The sequence below is a fragment of the Streptomyces sp. NPDC005728 genome, assembly GCF_040630895.1.
Classification (GTDB): Bacteria; Actinomycetota; Actinomycetes; order Streptomycetales; family Streptomycetaceae; genus Streptomyces.
Genome location: NZ_JBEXYL010000307.1, coordinates 1 through 1,101 on the forward strand (window position 1 = coordinate 1; position 1,101 = coordinate 1,101).

The 1,101-nt window shown below is 63.8% G+C and carries 1 protein-coding gene; it reads left to right on the plus strand.

What is annotated here, in order from left to right:
- The first annotated feature begins 224 nt into the window (after positions 1-224).
- Positions 225-1,064, plus strand: a complete 840-nt coding sequence (locus tag ABZ471_RS48810) for an IS5 family transposase (RefSeq protein WP_359075652.1) — start codon at positions 225-227, stop codon at positions 1,062-1,064.
- Positions 1,065-1,101: the final 37 nt, after the last annotated feature.

Consider the following 1,101-nt stretch of genomic DNA (forward strand, 5'->3'; position numbering starts at 1 on the left):
AGAGGGCGTTTATGCAGGTCCGGCCCTATACGCGGCTCTCGTCCCTGTCCTGCTCTGAGGGCTTTCCTCCCGTACGCGGCGAATGACCTTCTCCGGGGCGGAGGCTCGGCCATCCGTCTCGTTCGCTTCTGTACCTGAAAGTCCGTCTGGTTTGAAGATGCCACGGAATCGCCTGATGAACAGCGGAACCGAGCCCTCCGGCTGGCCCATGGTCACGCTACGCCGTGAGCGAGCGCAAGCCGTACCCCAGCGACCTGTCCGACGCCCGATGGGCCCTGATCGAGCCGACGCTGACGGCCTGGAGAAAGGTCCGGCTCGACCGCAGGCCAACCGGGCAGCCCGCCAAGGTCGATTTACGTGACGTCTTCAACGCGATCCTCTACGTGAACCGCACGGGAATCCCCTGGAAATACCTCCCGCACGACTTCCCGAACCACGGCACCGTCTATGCCTACTACGCCGCGTGGCGCGACGAAGGAATCTTCGCCCAGCTCAATTACGACCTGACGGGACTGGCCCGGGTGAAGGAGGGGCGCAAGCCCGAGCCGACCGCCTCCGTGATCGACACCCAGAGCGTGAAGACCTCCAGCAACGTACCCCTGACCAGCCAGGGAACGGATGCGGCCAAGAAAATCGTCGGGAGGAAGCGCGGCATCCTCACCGACACGATCGGCCTCATCCTTGCCGTGACCGTCACCGCCGCCGGCCTCTCGGAGAACGCCCTGGGGATACGCCTCCTCGACCAGGCGAAGGAGAAGTACCCGACCATCTCCAAGAGCTGGGTCGACACCGGCTTCAAGAACGCCGTCGTCGAGCATGGCGCCAACCTCGGAATCGATGTCGAAGTCGTCAACAGAAACCCGGGCACCCGTGGGTTTCACGTCGTGAAAAGGCGCTGGGTGGTCGAGCGGAGCATCGGGTGGATCATGATGCACCGCCGTCTCGCCCGCGACTACGAGACCCTCACCGCCAGCTCCGAAGCCATGATCCGCATCGCCTCGATCGACAACCTCGCCAGGCGCATAACGGACGAGACCACCCCTACCTGGCGAGGGACTTACTAGGGCATCAAGGGCAATCTGCCTACTTCAAACGCCCTCT